Source organism: Cyclobacterium sp. (genome assembly GCF_014762705.1).
Taxonomy (GTDB): domain Bacteria; phylum Bacteroidota; class Bacteroidia; order Cytophagales; family Cyclobacteriaceae; genus Cyclobacterium.
Map to the genome: position 1 here is coordinate 53,001 of NZ_JABURL010000123.1, position 24,488 is coordinate 77,488.

General features: G+C 42.0%; 18 protein-coding genes and 2 tRNA genes. 9 read left to right on the plus strand and 11 right to left on the minus strand.

The annotated features are described in order from the left end of the window. Nucleotides 1-11: 11 nt before the first annotated feature. Nucleotides 12-338, plus strand: coding sequence for a tetratricopeptide repeat protein (locus HUJ21_RS24490; RefSeq protein ID WP_291373651.1), 327 nt, complete (start codon nt 12-14; stop codon nt 336-338). Nucleotides 339-392: 54 nt separating this feature from the next. Here HUJ21_RS24490 and HUJ21_RS24495 read toward each other — a convergent pair whose 3' ends face one another. Together HUJ21_RS24495 and dnaB are read right to left on the minus strand one after the other, a co-directional pair. Beyond that, nucleotides 393-1,391, minus strand: coding sequence for a zinc-binding dehydrogenase (locus HUJ21_RS24495; protein WP_291373653.1), 999 nt, complete (start codon nt 1,389-1,391; stop codon nt 393-395). 268 nt (nt 1,392-1,659) lie between these two features. Further along, the gene (gene dnaB, locus HUJ21_RS24500) at nt 1,660-3,240 is read right to left on the minus strand and encodes a replicative DNA helicase (RefSeq protein ID WP_291373655.1); all 1,581 of its coding nucleotides are present in this window, start codon (nt 3,238-3,240) and stop codon (nt 1,660-1,662) included. 306 nt (nt 3,241-3,546) lie between these two features. Here dnaB and HUJ21_RS24505 point away from each other — a divergent pair, with 306 nt between their 5' ends. Together HUJ21_RS24505 and HUJ21_RS24510 are read left to right on the plus strand one after the other, a co-directional pair. After that, nucleotides 3,547-4,353, plus strand: a complete 807-nt coding sequence (locus tag HUJ21_RS24505; protein WP_291373656.1) for a 3'-5' exonuclease — start codon at nt 3,547-3,549, stop codon at nt 4,351-4,353. A gap of 62 nt (nt 4,354-4,415) precedes the next feature. Further along, nucleotides 4,416-4,916, plus strand: coding sequence for a GNAT family N-acetyltransferase (locus HUJ21_RS24510; protein ID WP_291373657.1), 501 nt, complete (start codon nt 4,416-4,418; stop codon nt 4,914-4,916). 13 nt (nt 4,917-4,929) lie between these two features. Here the strand turns inward: HUJ21_RS24510 and HUJ21_RS24515 are convergent, their stop codons facing one another. The 3 genes from HUJ21_RS24515 to HUJ21_RS24525 form a co-directional block, all read right to left on the minus strand. Further along, nucleotides 4,930-5,940, minus strand: coding sequence for a PAS domain S-box protein (locus HUJ21_RS24515; RefSeq protein ID WP_291373659.1), 1,011 nt, complete (start codon nt 5,938-5,940; stop codon nt 4,930-4,932). A 3-nt stretch (nt 5,941-5,943) separates the two neighbouring features. Further along, the gene (locus HUJ21_RS24520; RefSeq protein ID WP_366483844.1) at nt 5,944-6,369 is read right to left on the minus strand and encodes a response regulator; all 426 of its coding nucleotides are present in this window, start codon (nt 6,367-6,369) and stop codon (nt 5,944-5,946) included. Nucleotides 6,370-6,801: 432 nt separating this feature from the next. After that, nucleotides 6,802-7,767: an ATP-binding protein gene (locus HUJ21_RS24525; protein WP_291373662.1), complete on the minus strand. Its 966-nt coding sequence runs from the start codon at nt 7,765-7,767 to the stop codon at nt 6,802-6,804. A gap of 197 nt (nt 7,768-7,964) precedes the next feature. Here HUJ21_RS24525 and HUJ21_RS24530 point away from each other — a divergent pair, with 197 nt between their 5' ends. The 4 genes from HUJ21_RS24530 to HUJ21_RS24545 all read left to right on the plus strand — a co-directional run bounded on the left by HUJ21_RS24530 (nt 7,965) and on the right by HUJ21_RS24545 (nt 11,778). Further along, the gene (locus HUJ21_RS24530) at nt 7,965-9,047 is read left to right on the plus strand and encodes an efflux RND transporter periplasmic adaptor subunit (RefSeq protein ID WP_291373664.1); all 1,083 of its coding nucleotides are present in this window, start codon (nt 7,965-7,967) and stop codon (nt 9,045-9,047) included. 120 nt (nt 9,048-9,167) lie between these two features. Continuing rightward, nucleotides 9,168-10,427 (plus strand): FtsX-like permease family protein, encoded by a 1,260-nt coding sequence (locus HUJ21_RS24535; protein ID WP_291373666.1) that lies wholly within the window; start codon nt 9,168-9,170, stop codon nt 10,425-10,427. A 1-nt stretch (nt 10,428) separates the two neighbouring features. Further along, nucleotides 10,429-11,112: an ABC transporter ATP-binding protein gene (locus HUJ21_RS24540; protein ID WP_291373668.1), complete on the plus strand. Its 684-nt coding sequence runs from the start codon at nt 10,429-10,431 to the stop codon at nt 11,110-11,112. 219 nt (nt 11,113-11,331) lie between these two features. Continuing rightward, nucleotides 11,332-11,778, plus strand: coding sequence for an Hsp20/alpha crystallin family protein (locus tag HUJ21_RS24545; RefSeq protein ID WP_291373670.1), 447 nt, complete (start codon nt 11,332-11,334; stop codon nt 11,776-11,778). Nucleotides 11,779-11,948: 170 nt separating this feature from the next. On the opposite strand, the gene HUJ21_RS24550 is transcribed toward HUJ21_RS24545, so the two are convergent. Both HUJ21_RS24550 and HUJ21_RS24555 read right to left on the minus strand, forming a co-directional pair. Beyond that, nucleotides 11,949-13,280 (minus strand): MATE family efflux transporter, encoded by a 1,332-nt coding sequence (locus HUJ21_RS24550; RefSeq protein WP_291373671.1) that lies wholly within the window; start codon nt 13,278-13,280, stop codon nt 11,949-11,951. A 100-nt stretch (nt 13,281-13,380) separates the two neighbouring features. After that, entirely contained in the window at nt 13,381-14,835 is a 1,455-nt protein-coding gene (locus HUJ21_RS24555) for a DUF294 nucleotidyltransferase-like domain-containing protein (protein ID WP_291373673.1), read from the minus strand. Nucleotides 14,836-14,997: 162 nt separating this feature from the next. Between HUJ21_RS24555 and HUJ21_RS24560 the strand changes: the two genes are divergently transcribed. After that, nucleotides 14,998-15,071: transfer RNA gene (locus HUJ21_RS24560), tRNA-Arg, on the plus strand. A gap of 144 nt (nt 15,072-15,215) precedes the next feature. Next, nucleotides 15,216-15,291: transfer RNA gene (locus tag HUJ21_RS24565), tRNA-Lys, on the plus strand. 381 nt (nt 15,292-15,672) lie between these two features. On the opposite strand, the gene HUJ21_RS24570 is transcribed toward HUJ21_RS24565, so the two are convergent. The 4 genes from HUJ21_RS24570 to HUJ21_RS24585 all read right to left on the minus strand — a co-directional run bounded on the left by HUJ21_RS24570 (nt 15,673) and on the right by HUJ21_RS24585 (nt 24,416). Beyond that, entirely contained in the window at nt 15,673-19,107 is a 3,435-nt protein-coding gene (locus HUJ21_RS24570) for a S8 family serine peptidase (RefSeq protein WP_291373675.1), read from the minus strand. Nucleotides 19,108-19,175: 68 nt separating this feature from the next. Further along, nucleotides 19,176-20,000 (minus strand): DUF4843 domain-containing protein, encoded by an 825-nt coding sequence (locus HUJ21_RS24575; RefSeq protein ID WP_291373677.1) that lies wholly within the window; start codon nt 19,998-20,000, stop codon nt 19,176-19,178. Beyond that, nucleotides 20,000-21,427: a RagB/SusD family nutrient uptake outer membrane protein gene (locus tag HUJ21_RS24580; RefSeq protein ID WP_291373679.1), complete on the minus strand. Its 1,428-nt coding sequence runs from the start codon at nt 21,425-21,427 to the stop codon at nt 20,000-20,002. The genes HUJ21_RS24575 and HUJ21_RS24580 overlap by 1 nt, the downstream gene beginning before the upstream one ends. A 13-nt stretch (nt 21,428-21,440) precedes the next feature. Beyond that, on the minus strand, nt 21,441-24,416 hold the full coding sequence (locus HUJ21_RS24585; RefSeq protein WP_291373681.1) for a TonB-dependent receptor: 2,976 nt from the start codon (nt 24,414-24,416) through the stop codon (nt 21,441-21,443). Between the last annotated feature and the right edge of the window lie 72 nt (nt 24,417-24,488).

The window sequence follows — 24,488 nt, forward strand, 5'->3', positions numbered from 1 at the left end:
ATTCCCCTACCATGAAACATGCTGACAGGATAAAGGAACTTTTACAATACATTGAAAAAGAACCTAATGATCCTTTTAACATTTATGCCCTGGCTTTGGAATACCAAAATCAAGACAAAGAAAAGGCTTCTTTTTATTTTAACAAACTATTGGAAGAACATAAAAGCTATCTTCCTACCTATTATCATGCTGCCTTACTGTTTATGGAACTTAATCAGCCTGAAAAAGCAGAAAAAACATTCCTTGATGGCATTGCCCTGGCAAATACCCAAAACGATGCACATGCCAAAAAGGAATTGCAAAACGCTTATTTCAATTTTCAGGTTGATGGAGATTAGACCGGCGTGCCCTTTCGGGGATCCTATTGAATTCCAAAACTGTAGTGGTACAAATCAGTCTATTTTCAAAACCAACTTTCCTAACTGCTGGCTGTTTTTCATTTTATCAAAGGCAGGCACAGCATTTTTCAGAGAAAATACTTCGTCTACAAGGGGAATGATTTTATGAAGCGTTACCCATTCCAGCATCTTTTTAAAATCTAAATCAGACCCCATGGTGGAGCCTTGTATGTTCAGCTGTTTCCAGAATATTTTACGGGCATCAATTTCACCAGGATTTCCCAAAGTGGCTCCATAGACTACAATCCTTCCTCCTGGTCTGGCCACTTCGATTAAATCATTCAATGTGTTTCCCATGGCACTGTCTATAATAAGGTCAAAACCCATTTCGGCAGTTTTAGCTTCATTGACCCAATCTGCTTTATAGTTATATCCGGCTCCAACGCCCATTTCGAGGGCTTTTTCAAGTTTCCAGTGCTCACCACTGCTCACGCTGACTTTTGCTCCGGAACTCAGGGCAATCTGAACGGCCATTTGGGCTACCCCTCCTCCAAAACCAGTCACCAATACCTTGTCTTCCTTATGCAAATGTCCCTGGTAGACCAGGGCCCGGAACGCTGTTAGTCCTGCCAATGGTAAAGCCGCTGCCTGAAAATCATCCAAATGGGAGGGTTTTTCGTGAACCCTGTCCATTTTTACACAAATATATTCGGCCAGGGTTCCATGATTGGGCATACCCAGAATACTGAAATCAGCTCCCTGGGCGGATGGATTATTCCCCCAATTATTGGCAGGGTTTATTAACACTTCTTTTCCTATCCAATCCGGATCTACCCCTTTTCCTGCTTCTACAACTGTTCCGCTTCCATCCGAACCCAAAATAATACCGTCCTTTAAATTGGGATATTTCCCTTGCCTGCACCATTGATCTCTATGGTTCAAGGCTGCAGCTTTTATTTTTATTTTAATTTCCTGCCGACCCGGAACTGGTTCTTTTAAATCCACCAGGGAAATCCCTTCGGGGTGATTACTATTTAAAACGATACACTTCATCTGTTTATATTTTGATTTTCTAAGGTCGAAACTGGACTGGCACCGAAGGTTCCTGTTCTTTGGGAGAATCTCGCACCTTCCGGCAGGAAGGTGATTATAATCATCTCGCTGTTTGTCCCCTTCAACACGTTCGATTTCTTAATATAAGAACTTTCTTTCAATTCAGGTCGATTGGTGCATCCCGTTCCATAGAGACAACAGCGCAAGGCTGAAAGCTGTCTATTGCTTTAAAGATTCAATTTCAGGGATTTAAATATTTTGCCAATATTTAAAATGGAGCTTTGTCTTCTCCACCAGGAAAGGGGTTCTCCCCTTGCTCATCTCCATTGGCACGGCTTCCCATCCTAACCATTCCTCCTTCATCAAAACCCTTACCCCCTGCACTACTAGGAAAACGACTTCCATATAGCGCATCCTGGGCCTGGTAGGGAACATTCAAATCCAAATCGGTAAACTTGGTGTACTTGCCAATAAACCTGAGCTTCACATTTTCCAGCGAGCCGTTTCTATGCTTGGCAATAATGACTTCACCTACGCCAGAGGTACTGTTTCCATCTTCATCCTCAGTAATCCCATAGTATTCCGGACGATATAAAAACATGACAATGTCGGCATCCTGCTCAATGGCTCCAGACTCCCTAAGGTCGGATAATTGAGGTCTTTTGTCTCCTCCCCTTGTCTCCACGGCTCTGGAAAGCTGCGACAAGGCTATTACCGGAACGCTAAGTTCTTTGGCTATTTTTTTCAGGGCCCTGGAAATACTTGAAATTTCTTGTTCCCGATTGCCTCCATTATTTCCCTTACTGTCTCCGGACATAAGCTGAAGGTAATCCACTACGATCAACTGAACATCATTCTGGGCCTTGAGGCGACGGCATTTGGCCCTTAATTCCAAAATAGATAAAGCCGGGGTATCATCCACAAACAAGGGTGCTGAAGTAAGTTTTCCGGTTTTATGGATCAGCTGCTGCCATTCATAATCTGCCAGGTTTCCTTTCTTAATTTTTTCAGAATCCAGTTCTGCTTCTGAACTGATCAATCGATTGACCAGCTGAATGGAAGACATTTCCAATGAAAAAATGGCAACCGGTCGATCATGGTCTACCGCAGCATTTCTCAAAACCGATAGCACAAAGGCAGTTTTTCCCATTGCCGGACGTGCAGCAATGATCACCAAATCTGATTTCTGCCAACCAGAGGTGACTCTGTCCAGGGCTGTAAAACCAGAGGGCACACCTGTAAGTCCATCCTTTTGCCCCTTTTTGCTCTCCAACTCAATTATGGCCTCGCGCATGATAGAGCGCATGTCCACGTAGTTTTTCTTGATATTATTTTCGGAGATTTCAAACAGGGACTGCTCCATCTTATCCAAAAGTTCAAAGACATCGGTGGTATCCTCGAAAGCCTCCTTTTGTATATCAGAAGCGATCCTGATCATGTCCCGTTTCATGGCCTGCTCAGTGATGATTCTGGCATGATATTCAATATTTGAGGCTGATGAAACCCTTGAGGTAAGCTCTGTGATAAAGTAAGCTCCGCCTACCAATTCCAACTTCCCGTTCTTTCTGAGTTGATTTGTAACGGTAAGCAAATCAATGGGTTCCCCTGCATTGAACAAATCCAGAATGGCCTCATAGACCATCTTGTGGGCATCTTTATAAAAACTGTCTGGCAAAAGAATATCAACCACCGCCGTCAGGGCATCTTTTTCCAACATCAATGCTCCCAGGACGGCCTCTTCCAAGTCAATGGCCTGGGGAGGCAATTTGCCCAATGCAGCTGCAGGATCACCTGATCGCCTCCTTAACGTCCCTAATCGTTCAGTTTTATTGCTGTTTTTATCTGCCATACAAACAAAAGTACCCCTTTAAGGTCAAAGGTTTTGAACAATTTATACACTTTATTATCCACAAGCCTGTAACCATTACTTATACAACCCATTGGGGACAAAATCTATTCCAGAGATGTGAAATTATTTTTTTACCAGCTCCAGAGCAAAAATCGGTTGATTAATTAAACCCGTAAAAATTCCTATATTTGCAATCCTGGTTTAACTAACAATACTCCAAAAAAAGTTCAGGTAGGAGGAAGGGCCAGGAAACGTCGTACACTCAATTTTGAACCTAACCTTTTTCATATACAAAGAAAAATTCCAATGAAATTGAATTTAAAGAATCCGATTGCATTTTTTGATCTTGAAGCCACAGGAGTCAACATATCTACAGATAGAATTGTAGAAATATCTGTATTAAAAATTTATCCCGATGGCAAGGAGGAAATCAAAACCATGAAAATCAATCCTACGGTACCCATACCGCTGGAATCCTCCCTTATTCATGGCATCTATGACAAGGACGTGGTCAATGAACCTGTTTTTAAGGATGTGGCGCGGGAGCTGCAGCAGTTTTTTGAGGGAGCGGACCTGGCAGGCTTTAACGTATTGAAATATGATATCCCCTTATTGGTCGAGGAATTTTTAAGAGCGGGCATTGACTTTGATCTGGAAAAGAGAAACCTGCTGGATGCCCAAAAGATCTTTTTCATGATGGAAAAAAGAAACCTGGCATCTGCTTATAAATTTTATTGCGGAAAGGTCCTGGAAAATGCCCATAGTGCCGAGGCAGATACGCTGGCTACTTATGAGGTGTTCAAGGCCCAGATAGATAGGTATGCGGGAGAGCAAATGGAAGACCTCCAGGGAAACATCGTGGGTGTTATGGAAAATGATATGAAAAAAATCCACAGCATGATCAATGAAAAAATGGTGGATTTAGCAGGGAGATTTGTTTTCAATGACAAAGGGGAGGAATGCTTTAATTTTGGAAAACAAAAAGGAAAACCTGTTACGCAGGTCTTAAAAGAAGAACCCGGTTATTACGACTGGATGATGAAGGGAGACTTTCCGCTGGACACCAAAAGAAAACTAACTCAGGTAAAACTCCGGGGGTTTAATCAGAGATAATGGTTTTTTTGGCACTGTATTTCCTATAAAAGGTCGGCGTGGACGGTCATAAGATTGAACCGATGATTAAAATTTACCAGGCAGACAGCCAACAAATCCCACTAATTCAGGATATGGCCAAAATCATTTGGCCCATTGCATTTGGGGAAATTCTTAGTTCCGAGCAATTGGCCTACATGATGGACATGATGTACAGCAAAGGCTCCCTTCAAGAGCAAATGGGAAAAAAAGCCCACAAATTCCTTATCGCTTCCAAGGGAAAGGAATCCTTGGGCTTTGCCTCCTATGAACTTCATTACCTTGGATTGCCTCAGCTTAAAATCCATAAATTGTATATACTGCCTACAGCACAAGGCAGTGGCATCGGCAAGAAAATACTAACCTACCTTGAAACGGAAGGGGAAAAAACCGGCATGAAGAACCTGGTGCTGAATGTCAACAAATACAATAGTAAAGCTATCCAATTTTATGAAAAGCGGGGATTTACAAAGATAAGGGATGAGGTTATCCCTATCGGAAATGGCTATGTGATGGATGATTTTACCCTGAATAAAAAAATTTAATTACTAATAAACATTACTCATCGGGCAAATCAATTTTCCTGGTTTTGGAATTAATATCCTTGATCACATCATCCAATTCTGAAGCAGAAACCAAAACATGATCCAACAATTCCTTTTTATCTTTTGACAAACCTTCTAGTTCAACTTCCAGCAGACTTACCAAGCCCATCAAACGGGCAAGGGGAGCCCTAACCACATGAGACTGAATCCATGCAATATCTTTGAGCCTTTTGTTCTGTTCTTCTATGGTTTCAATGTAAGCCTTTTTTAGAGTGACATCGTTGGCCAGTACCAACTTGGCAGGGCGACCACTGAAGTTGATCGGATTAGAGCTGATTTCCACCGTAATGATCTCCCCGTTTTTTTTTGAATGCAGGAAAGTTCCTGCATTTTTAAAGCCAGGATTTTTTTTACCCTCTTCTACAGCGATTAGCAGCTTATTTCTTTCCTGCTCAGGCCGTATATCCGCTATGGTCATGCCAAGAAATTCTTCTCTCGGAAAACCATAAGATTGAATGGCTGCTTCATTGACATCCAAAAATTCAAATGAAACCTGATCGTATACCCACATGGGCAAAGGGCTGAGATGGAAAAGTTCTTTGTACCGGTGTTCCGATTCTTCTAACCTATTGAATACTTTCTTTCTTTCTATACTGTAAATGATACTCCGAAATAATATATCCGGGTGAAGCTCATCCTTAACCATGTAATCAGACATGCCCAAACTGATAGATTTGACAGCAAAATTCCTATCCGCATAACCGGTCAAAACTACAATGGGAATCCTGGCAGCCATGGCCAAAATTTCTTTGATCAATGGCTCTCCGCTTTTATCCGGGAGACTAAGATCCAAAAGTATGATGTCAAAATCCGCAAAATTTTGTGCAGCAGCATCTTTGTAGGTAGCCACCCAATCAATTTTGGATGTGGGGAATTTTTCTTCCAGGGCCTCTGCCACCAAAATATAATCCCCTTCATTATCTTCGATAATGAGGATCCGTTGAATATCTTCCTCTGAGGACATACCTTATACCCTGGAAGGGAGTTTTACCAATGAGAACCAAAAGCTTTCAATCTTTTGCAAGATATCCTGATAGCTTTCCGGCCCCATAGGCTTTGAAATGTAACTGTTTGCATGATTTTTGTAAGATTCCAGGATATCCGTCTCACTGGAGGAAGTAGTTAGCATGATTACGGGTATTTGCTTTAACCCATTTGAGCTTTTGATAAATTGCAACACTTCCTGACCGTTCTTTTTAGGTAAATTAATATCCAGCAAAACCAGATCAGGAATATTGTTGTCGTTTACACACAAGCAACTTTCCAAAAACTCCACTGCTTCATGACCATCTTTTGCATAACTGATTTGTAGCGGTATATTAAGTTCCTCCAAAGCATCTGAAATCAATAAAACATCTCCTTCATTATCTTCGATCAAAAATATATTCAACATGTTCATGATCAGCAACTTAACTTGGTTAGAATCTTTAACCCGTAATTTTTCTCAGGTCATGTAAGGAAATAAGTATAAAAATTATTTAATTCCAAAGATTGAACGAGAAATTACACACCTCACAAGTATGGAATGGGTAAAATTTATTCTATTGGAAAGGTATGATTTGTATTATCCTATTCCAATTGTATAACGTTAAAGCTTAAATTAGGGTATATTTTGAAGCAGGCAAAAGTTCAATGAACGAAATAGTTGTAAAAGGTTTTTTTTGTCAGGAAGTGATGGCTCAAAGGCGAAAACTGCTTCCCTTTGACCTGCCCCTGGAGGATAGGCTAAATTAAGGCATCCCAAGGAATATATATAAACTTTTATGACCTTTTGAAAACATCAGATGAAAGCGAAAATCGGGCTTCCCGATACCTTTTTTCCAGGCTAGACTTTTTCTCTGGAAACCGCATCTTTTACGGTAAAATGGATGGCACTACCTTCTCCTAAAACAGAAGTAGCCCAAATTTTACCCCCTCCATCTTCTATGATTTTTTTACAAATAGCCAGGCCCATACCTGAACCTCTCCTGATGAGGCCTTGATCATATTGCTGTAAAATATAAAATATGCTGTCCAGGTTTTGAGAGGCTATGCCTACACCGTTATCTTTTACGGATATGGTTTGAAAACCATCAGCTTTGAAAACACTGATTTCAATCTTCAGTGGTCTTGATGAATCCCTGAAATTAAATGCGTTATTTAACAGCTGATCAAATAATTGCAAAAACCTTTTGTAATCACCTTTGATACTCGGCAAATCTTCTTTCTTCAAATCGATTTTTCCTACCCCGAATTTCCTGGAATTCAAATGAATAGCCTTTTCCAAAACTTCATTCAGATCTACAATCTGCAAAGCTTCCCTTTCCTTTGTCAATTGTGAAAACTCTACCAAATCCTGAATCACATCTTTAATTTTATAGAAATTATCTAATGTCAATTCCAGAAAGGAAATAGATTTTTCTGGAAGACTGTTTTTGTTTTTCCGGATAAATAGCTCCAAAAAACCATGACTCTGTCTTACTGGCTCAACCAATTCATTGGATGCCACGGAAATAAACTGATCCAATTGATTTTTGGCATGATCGGATTTTTTCCGTTCCTTTTCGATCTTTAAATTGGCTTTTTCAAGCTCTTTGACCTTACTATCCAAATACAGGTAATGTTTTTCCATTAAATAGTACAACAAAATCCCTGTCAAAAAAATAAATGCTGTCCCTTTAAAAGATTGATAATTTGTTAATATTGAAACATCTGTACTCTGGAAAAAATAAAGTATCAAAGTATCACTTGCAAAAATCCATAGTATCCCTACAACTACATAAAGAATGGCTATTTTTAAACTCGTTTTCATTTATGCTGGTTCTTCATCCTACCCTATCTCTCAATGCTACATATCAAATGATTAAATTACGAAACAAAATTGATTAGCGGAGATTTCAACACCAATTAATTTTAACGAATTAAATTTTATTTTCAAGTACAAATCCATTCATCAAAATGCCTTAAATTGGTGAAGTGAAAAAAGTTGATAGTTAAAAACAATTAACCATGTTTAAAATCTCTCAAATTACTATTTTCAGCTTGCTGGTCATCTTTATTTCCTGCTCTACTTCCACTGAAAAAATTACTCCCAACAGGCAAAATATCAGCCTTTCGGTTTATGCTTCAGGAAAAGTATTGAGCAAAAATCAATATGAGGTACAGCCAAATGGTAGTGGATACATCCAAAAAATCTTTGTCAGCGAGGGCGATATTGTAAATAAGGGGGATATTTTGTTTTCTTTGTCCAATGAGGCCACCGAACTGAACCAGGACATGGCCAGCCTCTCCAAATCATTTGCGGAAAAGGAAAACAACACCGCAAGGCTGAAAGATTTGGAGGTAAAAATAAAACTGGCTCAGGAAAAAATGACCCATGACTCCTTATTATGGGAAAGACAAAAAAAACTGCATGACAAAGGAATTGGGACAAATCTTGACCTTGAACAGCGGCTGTTGCAGTATTCCCAATCCGAAACGGAACTCAAAGCCCTGCAACTTAACCAGGAAACCCTGATCAGGGAAATCGAATTCAATGCTGAAAATGCTCAAAAAAACTTTGAAATAGCCAGTTCCCTGGCGAATGATTTGGAAATTAAGAGTAAAATAGATGGAAAGGTTTACTCCCTTTTGAAAGAGACAGGTGAACTAGTGAACCAACAAAGCAAACTTGCCGTGTTGGGTAATGGGGAGGAGTTCATATTAGAGCTTTTGGTAGACGAATATGACATTGCTCAAATCAAGGCGGGGCAGAAAATTAAAATCAACATGGATAGTTACCGTGGAGAAGTCTTTGATGCTACCGTTACCAAAATCCATCCCATTATGGATGACAAAACCAAAAGTTTTGTTGTTGAAGCTGAGTTCACCAACTCTCCCCCGCAGTTGTACCCCAATTTGACTTTGGAGGCTAACATTATCCTTCAAACAAAAGAAAATGCCCTTCTGATTCCGTCTTCCTATCTGATTCAGGATCAGTATGTCATCAATATCGAAGGAGACACCGTTGGAGTCAAAACCGGCATTAAAAACTACCAAAATACAGAAATATTAAGTGGAATTGAAGAAACAACTGAATTGATTAAACCTTAAAATCTGGCAGAAAGATCCTGTAAAAACAAGGGGCAATTATTCATCATCCGAGATTTTTCCGAGTGTCGGAATCCTTCAGTACAGGACAAGTTATGGCCTTAGAAAACAAATTATAAACACATGAAATTCGGTTTATTACTGGAAATAGCCCAAAAACTCATGCTTGCCAGGTTCAAACAAACACTGGTCGCCGCTGTAGGAGTAACTTTTAGTATTACCATGTTTGTGGCACTTTTAGGCTTTATGAATGGTTTAAACATGATGCTGGATGGATTGGTACTGAACAGAACACCTCATATCCGCTTTTACAATGAAATCAAGCCAAACCCCAACCAACCTGTTGACATGTCTGATACCTATAGCAGCTATAACAATACCATCAGGTCCATCAAACCCAACAGCAGCCGCAAAAGTATCTATAACAGTACTGCCATGATCCATACCTTGCTAAACGATGAGCGGGTTTTGGGAGTAGCCCCAAAAGTAAACACCCAGGTGTTTTACAACATCGGAAACATAGATATAACGGGATCCATAAATGGAATCGATGTAGATGCAGAAAATGCACTTTTTAGTTTTGAAGATTATGTCACTGCAGGAAACAGCGATGACCTGAAAAACATCAATAACAGCATCATATTGGGCAAAGGTGCCGCCGACCGCATGCTGGCCCAGATTGGGGATGTGATTCAGGCCACTACGGCCCAAGGGAATACCGTACGATTAAAGGTGGTGGGATATTATCAATCTGGTTTAGGTGACCTGGACAATGTACAAAGTTATACATCCCTGGAAACGGCCCAAAAAATATTGGGCGAACCTCCTTCATTTATTACGGACATACAGGTAAAGTTGAAATCACTGGAACTGGCCCCTTCCATGGCCATCGATTATGGGAATTTATTTGAGATAAAAGCAGATGACATACAAACCGTCAATGCACAGTTTGAAACCGGCACAGAAATAAGAAACCTAATCAGCTATGCGGTTGGCATTACCCTGCTTATCGTTTCAGGATTTGGGATTTACAATATTCTGAACATGATGATTTATGAAAAAATGGATACCATAGCTATATTAAAGGCTACAGGGTTTTCAGGAAGAGATGTAAACATCGTTTTTACCCTGATCGCTCTGATCATTGGAATAGTGGGTGGAGCGGTAGGATTAATCTTAGGTTATCTGGCAGGAATGGGCATTGATCAACTCCCCTTTGAAACTGAGGCCTTACCCACCATCAAGACATTCCCTGTAGACTTTAATCCCCGGTATTACATTATTGGTGGTGTTTTTAGTTTGTTGACCACTTACATGGCCGGTTATTTCCCGGCTAAAAAAGCGAGCAGTGTAGATCCGGTAGAAATCATAAGAGGAAAATAACATGAAGGAAATACCTGTATTGGAAGCCCGAAACATCAATAAATTTTTCTATAATCTTGTAGAAACCCAAGTGCTGAAAGATATCACTTTCACCATCAAAAGGGGGGAATTTGTATCGGTTATGGGGAAATCTGGCTGCGGAAAATCCACTTTACTTTATATTTTATCTACTATGGACACCAGTTACCAGGGCAGGTTGCTGATAGATGAAAGCCCTGTAACCGGTCGATCTCAATCCTTTCTTTCCCGGATCAGGAATGAAAAAATCGGTTTTGTCTTTCAGTTCCATTACCTATTGGCGGAATTTTCTGTACTTGAAAATGTAATGATTCCTGGGCTCAAACTAGGAAAAATGGGCCGAAAGGAATTGGAATACAAAGCCATGGAAAAACTCCGTATTTTTGGTATGGAAGACCATGCCCTTAAAAAAGCCAATCAATTGTCCGGCGGACAAAAACAAAGGGTAGCCATTGCGAGGGCATTGATCAATGATCCTTTAATTATCATGGGGGATGAACCCTCCGGAAACCTGGACAAAAAAAACAGTGATATTGTCTTTGGGATTTTTAAAGAACTGGCCACCACCTATCACCAAACCTTGTTGATCGTAACCCATGATCATGAATTCGCTGAAGGTACAGACAGGATCATTGAAATGGAGGACGGAAGGATCATTTCCCAATAAAGGCGAGCACCTTACCCACTTATAGATCTACTCCAGCTTATTTATTGTCATCCCATCGCCGCATAAATAGGGATGGAACGCTTTTGCCTGCATCCAACCCTTCAGGGCTGGTTTTGATAAAAATCATGTTTTGGGATGATAGGGATCATACCCTTTTTAAGGGTATTAAATTACCTTGGTAGTGTAATAATAACATAACCTATAAAATTCAGATAGCCAATGTTAACACTAGGAAAAAGAAACGGAAGTTTCTGGCCAAAGGCAATCTCAGATCTTCTGGGATCCGATAACTGGCCGGAATTTGACACTCGGTTTTATGATTGGGAACAAAAATTCGAGATCCCATCCGTAAATATCAAAGAAACGGAAAAGGAATTTCAGGTAGAGGTGGCAGCACCAGGATTTGAAAAGAAGGATTTTAAAATTGAGTCTTCTGAAGGCGTGCTAACCATACAAGCCGAAAAAGAAGTAAAGAAGGAAGAGGATAAAGAACAAATCAAAAGGCAGGAATTTTCCTATGCCTCCATTAAAAGATCCTTTAGCCTTCCTGAAAATGCAGAAAGCGACAAGATTGCTGCCAAATATGAAAATGGCATCCTTATGCTTGAGATCCCAAAACTCAAGCAGGTTGTTGCCCCTGCGAAAAAAGAAATTAAAGTTGGTTAGGTCTAGTAAAAAGGCTCCGAACACTTGATCGGGGCTTTTTTTATTTCCTATTTATCAGGACTGATTGGGATTAAACAGTTAAGCGATTAACCGATTAAACATTTCCTCAAATGAATTCCAAATACTGATACCGCCTTGACAATAGGAAATAAACATCAAATACGGTTTCCTTACAACGCATCTGTACCTTTTTTGAGGTAAAAATAAGAAATGGCAGCAGCACCCGTATCCGCGAGAGGAAATGCATACCAGATTCCTTCCAAACCAAAAAACAGGGGCATAATGATGACTAAAGGAATCAGAAAAATCCCCTGTTTACTCAAGGCCAAAAGTAAAGCGGATTTGGGTTTGCCTATGGCCTGAAAATAAGCACTCCCTATCAAACTAAAGGCCAGTAGCGGGGTAGCCAGAAATGCCTTTCGCATGGCCGGAATACTTTCCAGAATCAAGGTTTCATCTTCAGTAAAAACCTGGACCAAAGAACCTGTAAAACTCATGATCAAAATAAAAATGACAAGTGCTATCAAGCTGGAAGACCTCAAGGCAAGCCTGATGGCCAAATGCACCCTATCTTTGAACCTTGCGCCGTAGTTGTACCCTGCTATGGGCACAAAACCCTGGGTAATGCCCAGTACCGGGAAATTTGCAAACATCATGACCCGGTTGATCACCCCAAAAACAGACAAGGCCATCTCCCCTCCATAGGTAAAGAGTTCGTTATTCAGGACTATGGCCAAAATGCTCACCGTCCCCTGTCTGGCCAAAGTAACCGCTCCCAAAGCTGAAATTTCCCTGGCAATAGCCAGATCGGGCTTGAACCAGGAAGCTTTAACTTTCATAATGGATTTTCCGAACATGAAAAACCACAATGTATAGCCTGCACTCGCTATATATGAAATAGTGGTAGCCCATGCCGCTCCTTTTAGGCCCATATCCAGCCATACAATAAAAATAGGATCCAGAACAATATTAAATACTGCTGGAACAATCAAGGTGTACATGGCCACTTTTGGATAGCCTTCTGCCCTGATCACATTATTACTCATCATGGCCCAGGCCAAAAAAGGAATACCTATCAGGATAATGGTAAAATAATCCTTGGCGGGTTGTAAAACATCCCCTTTCCCACCAAAAAGCTTCAGGATTTCTTCTGAAAACACATACCCCATGCCTACAAAAAACAAGGCCAGGGTCAGGGTCATGCCAATCTGATTCCCAAATGTGGCAAAAGCCCTTACATTATTGTTGTCTCCAAATGCCCTGGAAATGATGGATGCTCCACCCACACCTATGGACATGCCAATACTGGAAATCAGAAAAGTAATGGGTAAAACCACGGTGATTGTGGCAATTCCAAGAGAGCCTACGAAGCGACCCACAAATATCGTATCCACAATACCATAAATGGACAAAACCAAAATCCCTACCGCTGCCGGAACCGCCTGTTGGACCAGCAACTTACCAATTGGGGAATGACCAAAAGCATGGTTGTTTTTTTCCATATAATGTAAATTCCCAATGTTCAGGAAAACTAAGCATTGGGTTTATCGGGGCAAAGTACCCATTTTATTTCAATGGATAAACCCATATTACAGGAAGGTCTCAAAAAGTTTTGGTAAACTGAATCTTTACTTTCAGCTGCAAATCCCGGATGACCTTGAAAATTTCCCTGATAGTCACCACTTGAACTTTGGTTAATGTGTTGATTTTTATATAGTTGACAGGTTTTTTGTTTTCTTTGATTACAGTGGCTGCCTGCTTTTCCAGTCTCAAGCCCATCAAATAATAATATGCCTGATACAGCTCGTCAGATGCAATGGTTGTAAAAATGCCCCTCTCTGTAAGGATTTTCAGTCTTTTTCCCGTATTGGTTTCAAAAATCCTATTGGCCAGGGCGTAAAGCCTGATCGCATCTACCATAGGTGTCATGGCTTTCTTTATATCAAAAACCTGTTCCTTGTCAACTTTAAAAGTCCTGATATTCCTCAACCAGGTAAGCTGGGTATCGTATTGCAAGGCATTCTGTGCCATATTATAATAAAACCGCTCCAAAGGATATTGTAGCTGCCCATCCATAAATGTTTTCAGGTCATTTAGCAAAGAAAAATCCCCATATATGGGTCTGCAATCGAAAAAAGTCCCATAACTCATTACCGTTTCGGTAGAGGATTCCTGAAACCAGGCAGCATAATTTCTCTTCCAATGGGAAAGAGAATGGGTCCATTTGGGATTGCTTGCCATATATCCCCCTTTACAATAATTGAATCCAATATCATGGAGTCTATCGGACACTTCTTTGGCAAAACCCAAAAAGTAATCCCTTACCAGGGCACGCTGCTCATTGGCCTTATCCTCATAGATAATGGCATTGTCCTGATCTGTTTTCAGGGTTTGTTCTTTCCTTCCTTCACTACCCAACACAAAAAACACAAAATTGGCTGGCGGTTTTCCACGCTCTTTTACCACCTGTTCAATCACTCTCAGGGCGATGGTATCGGCAATTGTAGATATGATCTGATTGATAATTTCCGCCCTGACCCCACGCTGAATCAATTGATCCACAATACCTGGTACCTGTTTCCACTTAACTTTTAATTCATCCTTATCCAGGGCAAGCTTTACCGACTGTATAAATACAAAGGGAGATTGTGACTGAATGGTCAAAATCTTATTCCTGCTGGTCACTCCTATATATTTACCTGCCTCAGAAACCAGCAGGTACCTGGTCTTGGTGCGAAACATCAGCAACAGGGCCTCATAAACGAATGCATCTTTAGGAATAGATACCAGGGTTTTATCCATGATTTCGGCTATGGGTCTTTCAGGAGATACACCTTGTGCCAAAACATTATCTCTTAAGGTAATATCAGTGATTACACCATGGATATGAGTCTTGTCGCGACCCACAAAAAGACAGCTGGACATTTCCTTTCGCATGATTTGCGCAGCGATGGCTATGGAAGTTTCCGGCACACAATACAATATTTCCTTTAGTGGGATTTCACCAATGGTCCTGACATAAAAATCATCTAAAACAGTCAATGGCTCAGAAGGCATGAAAACAGTTTTTTTTGCAAAGATGAGCAATCATTTCGAGTAAATAAATAAGTAATTACAATTTACAGTTTGTAATTAAAAAAAACCGCCTTACATTTGCACAAGCTTTTGAAAAAGCATCAAGAAACAGGCTGAAAAGCCTGTTTCTATTTGTAATATAAAGGTCCTGTAGCTCAACTGGATAGAGCAACTGCCTTCTAAGCAGTAGGTTTCAGGTTCGAGTCCTGACAGGATCACTTTGGGAGTGATTAAATAGCGAAACTGAATAGAGCATCCCGACCCAAAGTCGGGAAGGTTTCAGGTTCGAGTCCTGACAGGATCACAACAATGGCCATTTGTAACCAGTTTAAGGCCATTTGGTGATAATAAATACAATTATTGATTCCGTAGCTCAGCTGGTAGAGCATAACACTTTTAATGTTAGGGTCCTGGGTTCGAACCCCAGCGGGATCACCAAGATTGAAAACCTTGTTCTTCGGAGCGAGGTTTTTTTGTTTAAAAACCCTGCTTGGGTGAGAAGTTTATCCCAAAGCAGGGCTGGCTTGTGGGAGGATTCGGGGAACCCCAGCGAGGAGGACAAGCTGTTTATAAAATGTCCCTTAGGACATATTTAGGCTTGGGCCAGACTGCAGGGTAGGTCCGTAATTATTTTTAACCCTGTTCTTCGGAGCGAGGTTTTTTTGTTTAAAAGCCTTTCATGGTAGCGCAGATTATCATTCCGGTGGCCAACAAAAGGAACTCAAGTCGGGGAAGCCAAATACCCTGGAATACTCATTCAGAAAACAACTGAAGGGTTGACCGCTCACCGAAACGAGTATTTTTCCAATACCAGGGAATTTATTCTTTCATCACCTTAAAAGCCTGCATCTCCTTTCCTGCCTGAACCTGAATCAAATACAGACCCTTTGGGTATTCGAAATCCATTACATACTCCACCCCCTGCACTTCCTTATTGAAATGCGTCTGCTGTTTTAACCGGCCCGAACCATCAATAACCCGTACCGATAGATCTCCACGGTACCCATTATTGATGAATAAAGAAAGCTTTCCAGTAACAGGATTGGGGCCTATGGCATAGCCTGACCTACCTGCAAAAGTACCATCTCCCGAACTGGAAACCACCACCACGGCCGAAAGCCTGTTACACTGATCGTCTATTATGGCTACCTGATATCTACCTCCATCTTCCACCATGATAGTTCTTCCTGTAGCACCTTCAATGACTTGCCCGTCTCTGTACCACTGATAGGAGCTTGCTGGAATCTGAGAACTTAATTGAGATCCATTGGCTACAATTTCTGGTCTTCTCAGGGAATTGGAAGTAACGGTGATATTTTTTTCAAAGCGTTTTGTTCCTCCAGGTCCGTTAACCTCCAGGGAAACCAGGTATGTCCTGGGGTTGTTGAAAACAAAGGTGGGATTTGTAGCAGTGGAGGATCCAAAACCTCCAAAGTTCCATTCATAAGAAGTGATGTTCCCTTCGGAAAGGTTCACAAACTCAGACAATCCACCGGCACAATTGAAAGCTACATCAAAATTGGCCAACAAGACATTTTCGCAGGAGATATTACTCCAATTGGCTGAATTAATTGCTGTAGAAAGGGGGTCCAGGTTAATGACCGACTCACCCTGCAAATCAACGTTCAGCACACTTAAGCCCTCAAAACAATACTTCCGGTAAGGCTCATGCATCAAAACTGACTTGCCAGGTGAACGAATAACAGACTGCGCTCCGGGAGCATCTGCGTGACTGATATTTTGACTTACGATAAAGGAAAATCCGTCGGACAGAAGCAATTCTGCTCCTGCTCCTATATCCAGAGAATCAACACGGGTCATATCCTGGTTAACTTGCGTTTCCCCATTTAAAACCAGTTTTTGGATGTTACTTGAGGCATTAATTGCCAATAGTCCTCCTCCGTTTACCAGGCTTCGAATTTCGGTGGATGATAGGTTTTCATAAATTCCATTTTCCCCGGAAAATAATATATTTAGCGATTCTTCTATGATTGCCCCTTCATCAAATCTCAAAATATCTTTGAATTCCAGGATAGACAACTCACCGCGGAGCCTGGCACCCGAAGACAACTCCACCTCATCTGCGATGAGTCTCTCCATACCAAAATCCACATCAGCACCACTGATTTCCAGCAAATTAATTTCAGGCATGGATAGCACTCTCCACCTGCCTTCATCAAATAAAACATTGATGCCCGAAAAACCAAGTTGACCAAAGTCGAGGATATTTTCGTTTTGATCCCTACCTTCAAAATGAATGAGTCCGTTTCTTACATTCGTCAGGTTGTTGCTGGATCTGAACCCATTTCTTATCAATAACTCATTTTGGTTTAAATCCAAAACCAGCGGTTCTTGCCCGAAAATATTCAAGCTAAAAACATCAGTATCACCAGATAGACTGATCGTCTGGCCAGCCACAGGCCTGTCAATCACCACTCTGGTTCCTTCGTCAGGTATAAGGTTTGCACTTGGGCCATTGCTGTTTTCAGACCAGTTATTGGGGTTGTCCCAATTTCCGTCATTGCCAATCCAATACAAAGTGTTTGATTGTCCATCGGATACCCCTGCAGAAAAAATCAAACTAAAGGGCTGTTGGGAATTGGTCAGGTTATTTTTGTGACTGACACGGACGATGTACCTCTGTGGGCTGGGGTTTTCTATTGATACCTGCTCCACATTATCCCTGAAATTGTCACTACTGTTACTGGCAATAGCACTGGAACCATCTCTGGGGTTAAGGCTCCAGGGGAAAAAAGTGTTGCCACTTTCATCAAAAATCCTCAAATCCAAGTCATTAACGAGCATTAAGTCTGTGGGATTTACACTGGGAGAGGGCGATGTTCCCGCAGGATCTGTCCAGGCAATAGTCGCATTGATAGGCTCTACTCCGTTGGAAATAAATTCGAATTCATAGGTTTCTCCTTCCCGTAGATTTAGTTCTCTGATGATTTTAGAACTACCATCTTCGTCAATAATCATTTCTGCCGCAGCCTCTGTATCCAAAAGACCCCATCCAAACATGTAATCGGGGCCTGGATTCATTCCAGCTTCTTTTGCCGTTTGGATGGACAGGGCTTTAAGGGTTGATGAATGCATGTACCTTCCTGCATTCCTGTCATTGTACAATTCCTGAAGCAGCAAGAGTGAACCTGAAACATTTGGGGTGGCCATGGATGTTCCGCTAAGCGTGGCATAGCTGTCGGCCCCATTTTCACTTAGCACTGCTGAACTAAATACATTTACACCCATCCCAACAAGGTCAGGTTTGATTCTTCCGTCGTCCACGGGACCCCAACTGGAAAACGAGCTCATGGCAATATCTGAGGGGTCATTATAAGGGCCTGACAGACTTACAGCCCCTATCGTAAGGCTGTTCTTGGCCACACCTTCCGGTCCGATCGAGTCCTCCGGACCATCTGCATCCCTTGATCCATCACCCACATCAGAGCGGTCATTTCCGGCTGCCCAGATAATGGTATAGAATGGTTTGGCGAATGCCAGCTCATCTATTTGCCTGGATTTGTTGGTATAAAAGCCAAACCTATAATCCTCGCTGGAGCTGATACCCTCATTACCTGCCCAGGTCCAGTTATTGTTGCTATCCCTGTACCAACCCATCAAAAAACCATACGAGTGATTTGAAATGAGATGTCCGTCCGGATTTATATCAGGATCATAACTGTTTTGAGTCATTTTAGAAATATCCGCATCCCAATTAAAAGCCCAACCAATGGCTTCCCTTGCCATTCCCGCAGCATTCCTGTTATTACCTGCTGCTAAAATGGTCCCCGTGACATGAGTTGCATGGTTACTGATTTCTTCTGTGGACCCATCTATCTGAGTGACCCTGTTGCCAAATTCATTATGATTGGCTTTAGGTCTTGTCTGGTCATATATGCCAATGACCATATCTGCTCCTGTCAGATTCAAATTCAAATTACCTCCTGCCTGTAAAGCGTTGGTCCTGGTAGCTGCAGCAGCATTCAGGTTATGGGTGGTGTAATACACCGGATGGTTTACCTCATCGAGATATTGAAATACAGCCACTCTTTCTCCGGGAAGATTCATGGTGAGTGGAATCCCCAATTCCTCCGCTATGACTGCTTTTTCTTCAGGTTTTAAACTATACTGCCTGACGTTATCCTGCAATCTCTGAAAGACTTCTGATCTGACTTTTTGCAGTCCTCCCTGGACCTGGGCAAAACCCAGATTTGCACCCAAAAGGAAGATGGCCAAAATAGCTGTTTTTTTCATCCGATTTCTACAATTTATTCAGGAGGTGATAAGTAGGGAAAATTCCTTGAATACACCTCGGATTTTCTTTATTCTATCACCCGGGTCAATGTAGTAACTCCACTTTCCTCCGTCTCTTCGGTCCTCCAGTTGATCCTAATGGTGCCATCTTCATTTACCCTACCGGTACCATTGAAAGTATCACCTCCAAAAACAAGGTCAGGCTGGTCCGTAATGGTGATTTCACCACATAACTCGGTAAAGACGGCGGGGTTGTCCTCTGCTCCAAATACCTGAGAATAAACGCCTCCTGTAATATCTGATATCCTGTAGGTGAAAGGTTCCAATTCGGTGATGACAACCTGGTAATTTACCGTTCCACCGGTACCAACCGTTACCGTACTGTATTCCCCTGCCAAATCAGAAGGACAGGACAACCTGATTTCTATGGTCAATCGATTGTAATTGGTACTGATTTTGGTATTACCGGCGTCCAATATGGTTAAGGTAAGGTCTGGCATTTCCTCTGCTCCAAGGTTACCGGTCAATATCTCCAGGGGTATATCCACAAAGCTGCTGTTGGCAGGAATGGTGACCTCATCGTTAACCAAACGGTAATGTACACCAGCTATGGCTGTTGATTCAGGGTCTACCCCCACCAAAATATTAACCGGTTCTGATAATTGCCGGCCAACCAGGTTTACTCTTACCATTTCCTGATCCACCTGATTATCGTTGGTTTTGGTCATTATCTTTCTGATGGTACCATTGGGTCTTGATGCGTCCTCAAACTCAACTTCCAGCCCTTCCCAAACAATATTGAACCCGGATTCTTCCATACAAGCTGTAATCCACAAGGAGGATCCCAGGATAATGGTCAAAATAAATATCTTTTTCACTGCTTTCATATGCATTAATAACCTGGGTTTTGCTCAAGGTTTTCGTTTAATTGAATCTGGGCCAAAGGCAGGTTTCCTAATACCCTGTAATCTGTATAAGGCACCTCCAAAAATTCCCCATGTTTGCTGATATCCCTTCCGTTTCTTTTTAAATCAAAAAAACGATGCCCTTCAAGGGCAAATTCGAGCCTTCTTTCCAAAAGAATTCTGTTTAACAAAGCCTCGCCTGAAAGGACATTGTCAATGGGACCCAAACCTCTTTTGGAACGCAAGGCATTGATGTCTTCTCTTGCTCCAGAGGGGTTGTTTTGATATCTTGCCTCTGCTCGGATCAGGTACAATTCCGCTGCCCTGATAACGGGTATATTTTCCAGGAAATCACCTTTATATCCAGTCCATTTTCTACTGGCGTAAACGGGCCCTTCAATACCCTCTCTTGTCGTTTCTCTCCAACAATCTCTTCTCACATCTCCCTGCTCATAGGCTGACATCAACTCATTGGATGCACCTATAATAAATTGAGCCGCCGGCTCATTATCGGCCACCAAAGAATTGAGGGAATTGTTTACCCCATCCACGCTGCTCCAGTCCACCTGCCGGAGTTCAAGCTCAAATAAGGATTCAGGATGTGGTGCCCTTGAAAATCCCTGTACGTATTGACCTGATTCCAACAACCCATCCCCATTGGTTCTCAGTCCCAGAAAATCCATGGCAGAGGTTGCCGCAGCCTCGGCATCCTCCATGCGGTTCCAATACAGATAAAGTCTGGCAAGCAGAGTAAGGGCGGCTCCAGCGTTGGCGTAATATACCCCTTCAGATCCTATAGGTACGGCACCAACTAGTGGAATGGCTTCCAGTAAATCACTTTCAATCTGTTGATAAACCTCCTCAACGGTAGATCTGGATCTGAAATCCGCATCTGAGGCTACCAATGTAGGTGTTAGCCGTAAAATGGGGCCTAAATTAAACCCATTCACTTCCCTACCGGGTTCATAACCATACACCCGGCACAGATCAAAATAAAACAGTGCGCGCATAAAGTAGGCATCTCCCTTGATAAAGGCCTTTTCCTGTTCATCTCCTGATACGCTTTCATCGTCAATGCTTTCTATGATGAGATTGGCATCGTTGATTCCTCCATAAACCACACCATTCCAAATGGCGATGTGATCCCGGTCTCCGTTGGATTCTTCCCCCTGATACCTTCCTGTATTGGCCACCAGTCTTAAATTATCTGCTAATATTTCCGGTGCGATCATCATGGTTTGACCATAGTAGCTGAAACTGGTCGCCCTGTTGTACATAGAGTTGGCTACAGATTGATAACCAGACACATCATTAAAAGCTACTTCCGGGGTAAGACTTTGCCTTGGCGTAGTATTCAGGTCTGTACAAGAAATTACGGATACTAAACCTAAATAAAGGACATATTTTCTGATCATTTTCATTTCTTTATCAAAAGGTAAGATTGATACCTGCAGTTACCTGTCTGGCTATAGGATAGGTACCATAGGTATCTCCTATGGAATTTACTTCAGGGTCCAAACCATTGTATTTCGTGAGTGTCCATAGATTCAATCCCTGGACAAATACATTCATTTCATCTATTCTTGCTTTGGACAACAGGGTTCTGGGTAGGTTGTAATTCAAGGTGATTTGTTTTAGCCGAATATAACTACCATCTGAAATCTGCTTGGTGGAAAACTGTTGGTAACCTGAATGACCCGGGATTCTTCCCCCTTCATAGGGCTTGGGCACATTGGTGATCTGACCCGGAGTTCTCCAGAAATACAATTGATCTGTTGTTTGATTGTCCTGTCCGATTGAACCAGCCTGTGCCATATTGTACAAATCCTGATTAAATGCCAGGTTGCCATACTGATATTGAAAAAAAACTTCCAAGCTTACCGGTCCGAAAGAAAGGGTATTGGAAAGGCCTCCATAGGTCCAGGGCAAGGCACTTCCTATGTATTTTTGATCATCGTCACTGAGCAGGTAGGTATATTCCCCATTTTCATCATAATACATGGGAGCACCATTAGCGGGGTTAACACCAGCATATTCATAGGCATAGTAAAAATCGATGGGTTTTCCAACGATCAGGTCATTGCCCAGCCGATCCAATCCTTCATAAAGCTCCAACAATTCGTTGGAAAATAGGGAGGTATTAAAAGCAGTAGTCCAGCGGAACTTTCCATAAATAATATTGGTGGTCTGCAGGTCAAAATCAATTCCCTGATTGCGAACCTTTCCTGTATTTCGGGTAATGGATCCGAAGCCTGAATCTATGGGCAATTGTGTTTCAAAAAGCAACTTGCGGGAATCCTTCCTCCAGACATCCACTGTTGCAATGATACGCCCATTAAAAAAAGTCCCGTCCACCCCAAAATTAAGGGAAACAGACTCCTCCCAGGTTAACTGATCATTTCCCAACTGCACAAAACGCAATGCTCCCCCGCCCAAATACTGTCCGGCAGAGCCTACCAGGGTCCTGGACTCAAAATTCCCGATATTGGAATTTCCTGTGACTCCATAAGAAGCTCTTAGTCTGAGGTTATCCACCCAAAGTGCATTCTCCATAAACCTCTCTGAGGAAATTCTCCAGCCTGCAGAAACTGCTCCAAAATTCCCCCATCTGGTATTTGTTCCAAACCTGGAAGACCCATCACGCCTGACCGTCAAATCGAAAGTGTACTTGTCATCGTAATCATATTTGGCTTGACCAAAAAATCCAGACCTGATATATTCTGTGTAAAAACCGCCCACTTGAAAAGGCTGGGCAGCATTTTGAAGGTACCTTAACACGGGGTTGGGAAACCCCCTCCCCGTAGCTGAAGTATTTTCCTGGGTTTCCATTTTATATTCATACCCCAGAATTCCTGAAACCGTATGAATTTCGTCAAATTCCTTGTTTACATTAAAATTGGCGTTGGCATTGGAGTTGACAATCCTTCGGTCTGTAAATGTGGATGATCCCCCATAGCTTGCAAATGCAGGTATGGTAGAAGGCCTGTTGTTTTCATCCCTGTTGTCAGAAAAATCTATCCCTCCAAAAGTCGTAAATCCAAGCCAGGGAAGGAATTTATAGTTTAATTGTATGTTTGAAACAGATTGATAACTAATACCTTTCCTTAATTCCTGCCTGACGCCCTGAACAATATTATAACCGAATAAATGTTCGGAGGGATATTCTGCGAAACTTCCATCTTCATTATAAATAGGTACATTTGGCCTGGAGACATATCCGGCAACGAAAGGGCTGTTGACAAAATTACCTCTGTCAATTGAACCACTGGTCATCTGCCTGGAAAGGGAAAGGTTGGCATTGATACTGAATTTATCATTGACTTTATGTGTCAGATTCATTCTGCCCGTTGTCCGGGTATAATCAGACATGATAATCTGTCCCTGGTGAAAGGTATGTGATCCGGAAATAAAAAACTGTGTTCCCGCATCTCCACCGGATAAGGAAACATCATACACACTCATTCTTCCATCCCGGAATAATTCTCCCAACCAGTCTGAATTTTGCAGGCCGGTATCAGAAGGACTACCAAAAATATTTTCTGCATCCTGTGGATTCAATCCTGCATTAATATAGGCCTGTCTTTTGATAGAAGCCAATTGATTGGAATTCATCACATCATAGAATGCTAAAGGCTGCACAAGTCCTTCCTGAGCTGAGACCCTTACTTTGGTCTGACCCTGCTTTCCCCTTTTGGTCGTGATCAATACCACTCCATTTGCAGCCTGCGCCCCATAAATAGACGCCGCTGCAGCATCTTTAAACACCTCTATGGATTCTATATCATTGGGATTTATTGAAGCAAGTGCATTTTGAGGGCCCTGACCGGATAATCCGCCGGAAGCCACTTGCACTCCATCCACAATATATAAGGGCTGGGTGCCTGCATTTATGGAACCCACTCCCCTGATTTGAACATTTAGTGTGCCGCCTGGCTGACCGGAACCAGAAGTCACCTGTACCCCGGCGACCCTTCCCTGCATGGCCCTGTCAAAAGATTGCATGGGAAGGTCCTGAAATATTTCTCCCTTTACCGAAGCGATTGCCCCAGTGACTTCCCTTCGGGTCTGGTCACCATAAGAAGTAACCACAAATTCATCAAGGGCTGTAATTTCGGGGCTTAATACAACGTCTATTTTATTCCGGTTTCCGACATTCACTTCCTGAGGCTGCAAACCTACAAACCGGAAAACCAATGTGTTTTCGCCTTCGAATACCTCGATTTGGTAGTTCCCATCTATGTCTGTAACTGTTCCGGTATTTGTACCCTTTACCAGGACCGTAACTCCGGGAATAGGAAGGCCAGCTTCTGCATCCGTAACGATTCCGGATACCATCCTGCTTTGTGCCATGGCCAAGGTGGAGAAGGAAAATAAGATCAAAACCAGTGGTAGGGCTTTATTCATAAATTTGATTTGAGGTTAACAATCAATCAATTTTATACAAATTCCGTGGATATTCCAATCAATGACAGGAAG